We start from the raw sequence: 4174 nt of genomic DNA, 5'->3' as shown, positions 1-4174 counted from the left end.
GGGTGGTGGTGGTCGCCGGCGGCGGGGGCGTGGTCGTGGTGGTCCCGGTGACGACGAAGGTGCCGCTGGCCGTCTGCGGCTGGCTCGTGCAGGTCGCGGTGACCGTGTAGGAGCCCGGCTTCGCGGCGGCGGGGACGGCGGTGGTGAACTGCCCGCTGGTGGCCGGCGCCACTTTCGAACCGAGCGCCGAGCCCGCCCACGTGAAATTGATGATCCGGCAGGCCGGGAATCCGTTCCAGGAAATGGTGAACGAACTGCCGGCCGGGCCGCTCGACGGTTTCAAACCAACCGACGGCGGAACCTGTGCGCCGGCCGGACCCGCGGTCGCGAGCAGAAGCAACGTTCCGGCCACGGCGCCGAAAACCAGCCGAACCACGAATCGCATTGGGACGTCCCTCCCCGGTGTGTGCTCGCTGTAGCATTCCGGACGAGTCGGATAACGCAAGTAGGGGATGCCCAATGGGACGTGTCATCGCGGCGGGGGTTGCGTTGGGTTTGTGCTTGCTCGTGGGTGCACCGCCCGCCTCGGCGGACTCCGGCTCGCTCCAGCTCCAGGTGTCGATCGACCGGCGGCCGATCGAGGACGCCACGGTCCCCATCGATCCGGCGAACCAGGTCGAGTTGCAGGTCGTGGCGACCAACTCCGGCACCGCGCCGGTGAAGGTCCGCAGCGTGCGGCTCTCCGGGGTCGCGCTCGCCCTGACCTTCTTCGCCTACGACACGACCGCGCCGTTCGAGGTGCCGGCCCGCGGGTCGGTGTCCCGCACGTTCGTGCTCGACCTCGGTGACCTGAGCGGCCAGGCGACCGGCCTGCTGCCGTCGTCGGTCGAGCTGCTCGACGCCCAGCGCGGCACGCTCGGCGAGGCGGCGACGGTCGCCGACGTCCGCGGCTCCTTCTGGTCGGTCTACGGCGTCTTCGGCCTGGCGATGCTGGTGCTGACGATCCTGGCGTGGCTGACCGCGCTGCTCGCGCTGGCCCGGCACCGGCTGGCGCCCAACCGCTGGCGGCGTGGCCTGCGGTTCCTGCCCGCCGGGTTCGGCACTGGCCTGGTCGCGGTGATCAGCCTGTCGGTGCTGCGCCTGGTCCCGCCCGAGCCGGCGATCGAGATCCCGGTGGTGCTCGGCGCGGCGGCGATCGCGTTCCTGCTCGGTTATCTGACCCCGCACCCGGCGCCGCCGGCGGTTGCGGAGAGCGACACGACGGTCCGGCTGCCTCTGCCGTCCACGCAGGAATTCACCCGATGAGCGCACCGGCCGAGCTGGTCGCCGCCCTGCCGCAGTACGAGATCGGGGCGTCGATCGGCGAAGGCGGCATGGGCGTGGTGTTCGCCGGCGTGCACCGGACGCTGGGCCGCAGCGTCGCGATCAAGCAGCTGCCGTGGGACGTGCTCAACCACGCGGCGAGCAGCGAGCTCTTCGACCGCGAGGCCCGGGTGCTGGCGAGCCTGGACCACCCGCACATCGTCCCGGTGTACGACTACGTCCGCACCGGCCGCGAGCACCTGCTGGTGATGGAACGCCTCGACGGCGGCACGGTGCACAGCCGCTTCCACGGCGGCGGCGTCAGCGGCGAACAGGCGTGCGCGATCGGGCTGGCGATGCTCGCCGGGCTGCACGCGGCGCACCGGGCGGGGGTGCTGCACCTCGACGTCAAGCCGCGGAACCTGCTGTTCAGCACGCAGGGCGTGGTGAAGGTGGCCGACTTCGGCATCGCCCGCGTGATCAGCGAGGGCGCGACCCTGGTGACGCACGGTGGCGAGATCCTGGGCACCCCGGCGTACATCGCCCCGGAGCAGGCGATGGGCAACGCCCTGAGCCCGGCGGCGGACGTGTACGCGGCGGGAACGGTGCTGTACGAGCTCCTGTCGGGCCGCCTCCCGTTCGACAACACCCGCGGCGCGATCAGCATGATGCGCCAGCACATGTTCACCGACCCGCGCCCGATCGCGGGGGTACCGACGCCGATCGCCGCGGTGGTGATGCGCAGCTTGGCCCGCGAGCTGGACGCCCGCTACCGAGAGGCGGAGTCGTTCGCGGCGGACCTGGCGGCGGCCGCGACGGCGGCGTACGGGCCGGGGTGGCTGGAGCGGGCCGGGGTGCCGGTGCTGCACCTGCCGCCGAGGGTGATCGCGGGATTGAACGCGGCGCCGGTACCGCCGGGCGAGGCCCGGACACGACCGGTGGCCCGCCCGGGCGCGACGCTGGTGGGAGCGCCCGGTGACCCGGGGTGGGCCGGAGCCGGGCCGGACGGGGCTGACCCGGGATGGCCTGGTGCTGGGGCGGGTGCGGCCGGGGCGGGATGGCCTGGCGGCGATGCCGCCGCCGCGCCGGGTGCGGCTGGTTCCGGGCGGCCCGGAGCCGGCTCAGGATGGCCTGGCGGCGAGTCCGGCGCTGGGCCCGATGGGGCTGGCGCCCGGCGGACCGGCGCGCCGGGTGCCGATGCGGCCGATTCCGCGGCGAACAACTCCCAAGCCGTCGTGCTCTGGTTGCGGCTGGCCGCCGCGGCTGCCGCGATCGTCCTCGTTGTGCTCGCCCTGCTCAACCCCGCCCGGCTGCCGCACGAGGCGTCGGGGGTGCTGGCGCTCGGTGGGGCTTCCGTGGCCACGCCGGTCGAGGTCGATCTCAGCAAGCCGCTCGTCCTGACCGGGCCGGGGAATCCCGGGCCCGTTGCCCTCGACTTGTCCGCCGCCGGGATTCCGCTCGGGTCCGCGGCCACGCAGGCCAAGCCCGACGGCAACGGCTTCACCGCCGAACTCACCCTGCCGGGCATCGCGCGGTGGATCGTCGGGGGTGCCGTCACCGCCGATGTCCGGACCGGCTCGGCCACCCGGACCTTCACGCTGCTCACCAGCCAGCACCCGCTCGCCAGCGCCATGGGCGCCGGCAGCCTCATCCTGGCGTTGTTCGCCCTTGCCTACTTCGAGTCGGGGCTGCGCACGATCCGCAACGGCCACCGCTGGCGGGGCGCGGCGGTCGGCGGCCCCGTGCTGGGCGTCCTGTTCGGCGCCGCGGTGTGGCTGTGCGTGTCCGTGCTGCGGGTGCACGAGCCGTCGCCCGGGTTCGGGGCCGGGTGCGCGGTGGCGGGTGCCGTCGCGGCCGGGCTGGTCGTTGCCGCGGCGCGGCGACGGGCGTCCACAGTGGTCAGTCGACCATCCGGACGGTGACGTGCGGGCTGTAGCTCTTGCGCCGGTTCCACCCGTGTTCGGCGCACAGGCTCAGCTGGATCGCGCGGTCGGCCGGCGCCCAGTAGCCGGTGCGGACGAAGTAGCCCTCCATCGTGTTCAGCCCGCCGAGGGTCTTGCGGGCCGAGCACATCTCCCAGCCCCACTGCCGCCCGGACTTCTCGACACCGTTGCGGCGCACGGAAATGCGCGGGTTGCCGACCGCGCGGATGTCCGCGTCACCCTCGGCGACGTAGACGACGCCGTCGATCTTGTAGAACCGGTTGTTGTCGAGCAGGGACACCTGCCCGGAGAGGGTGATGCCGACCCGCGCGCCTTCGCCGCCCGCGAGCGTCCACTCCAGACAGAATTCCTGGACCGGCAGTTCCAGTGACTGGGTCATGACGAGTTTCCCCTGTTCTAGCCGAGCGTCACCTCTGAAGATAAGGATTTCCCGGGCACGGGGAAGAGTGACGGGGCGATCTTCACCCGAAGTGGTTTGTGTGTCGGATGCCTTGCTGCGCATGGGTTTTCCGACGATGGGGTGACGCGGGGCACGCGCTGTGACGGCTGGTGCTCCGGGCGGGTGGTGTTCGGTGCACGGGCGGCTGGCCGTCACGCTGAGTTAGGTAAAGGAACCATTACCTTCGGTGGGGCGTTGGCTCGGTATGAGTGAGTCCGACGTGCTTGTGCTCGGCCCGCGTGACCTGCTCGTGGTGGCCGGACTGCCGGGGGCGGGAAAGACCACCATGCTCCGGCACGCCGCCGCCGGGTTGCCGGTGCTGGACTCCGATCAGGTGCGGGAGCGGCTGAGGGCGGTACTTCCTTCAGTGCCTTATCGGTTGTACCGGCCGGTTGTGCACGCCTGGCATCGGGTGCGGGTTGTTGCGTGGGCGATGGGGGTTGCCGGGCCGGTTGTGGTTCATGAGCCGGCTACCCGGGGTTCTACCCGGGTGCTGCTCGCTTTTGTCGGGGTGGTCAGTGGGCGGTCTGTTCGGTTGTTGTTTCTTGAT

At 72.1% G+C, this 4174-nt stretch carries 5 protein-coding genes; 4 read left to right on the top strand and 1 reads right to left on the bottom strand.

Annotated features, from left to right (window positions below; translation table 11 throughout):
• Nucleotides 1-143 precede the first annotated feature (143 nt).
• Genes C2L59_RS19420 through C2L59_RS49110 form a run of 3 tightly spaced genes read left to right on the top strand, consistent with a single transcriptional unit; the run spans nt 144 to nt 3164 of the window.
• Nucleotides 144-419, top strand: coding sequence for a hypothetical protein (locus C2L59_RS19420; protein WP_146060406.1), 276 nt, complete (start codon nt 144-146; stop codon nt 417-419).
• 40 nt (nt 420-459) lie between these two features.
• The gene (locus C2L59_RS19415; protein WP_103350918.1) at nt 460-1245 is read left to right on the top strand and encodes a hypothetical protein; all 786 of its coding nucleotides are present in this window, start codon (nt 460-462) and stop codon (nt 1243-1245) included.
• Nucleotides 1242-3164, top strand: a complete 1923-nt coding sequence (locus C2L59_RS49110; protein WP_233223587.1) for a serine/threonine-protein kinase — start codon at nt 1242-1244, stop codon at nt 3162-3164. The genes C2L59_RS19415 and C2L59_RS49110 overlap by 4 nt, the downstream gene beginning before the upstream one ends.
• Here C2L59_RS49110 and C2L59_RS19400 read toward each other — a convergent pair.
• Nucleotides 3142-3564: a hypothetical protein gene (locus C2L59_RS19400; protein WP_103350917.1), complete on the bottom strand. Its 423-nt coding sequence runs from the start codon at nt 3562-3564 to the stop codon at nt 3142-3144. The genes C2L59_RS49110 and C2L59_RS19400 overlap by 23 nt on opposite strands.
• A gap of 265 nt (nt 3565-3829) precedes the next feature.
• Here C2L59_RS19400 and C2L59_RS49105 point away from each other — a divergent pair.
• Nucleotides 3830-4174 (top strand): ATP-binding protein (locus tag C2L59_RS49105; protein ID WP_146060405.1); only part of this gene is annotated, 345 nt, incomplete at its 3' end.

The organism is Amycolatopsis sp. CA-128772, assembly GCF_002904295.1.
In the GTDB taxonomy this organism is placed as follows: domain Bacteria; phylum Actinomycetota; class Actinomycetes; order Mycobacteriales; family Pseudonocardiaceae; genus Amycolatopsis.
The sequence above is the reverse complement of the archived record's forward strand: the minus strand, read 5'-3'. Positions and strand labels throughout refer to the sequence as shown.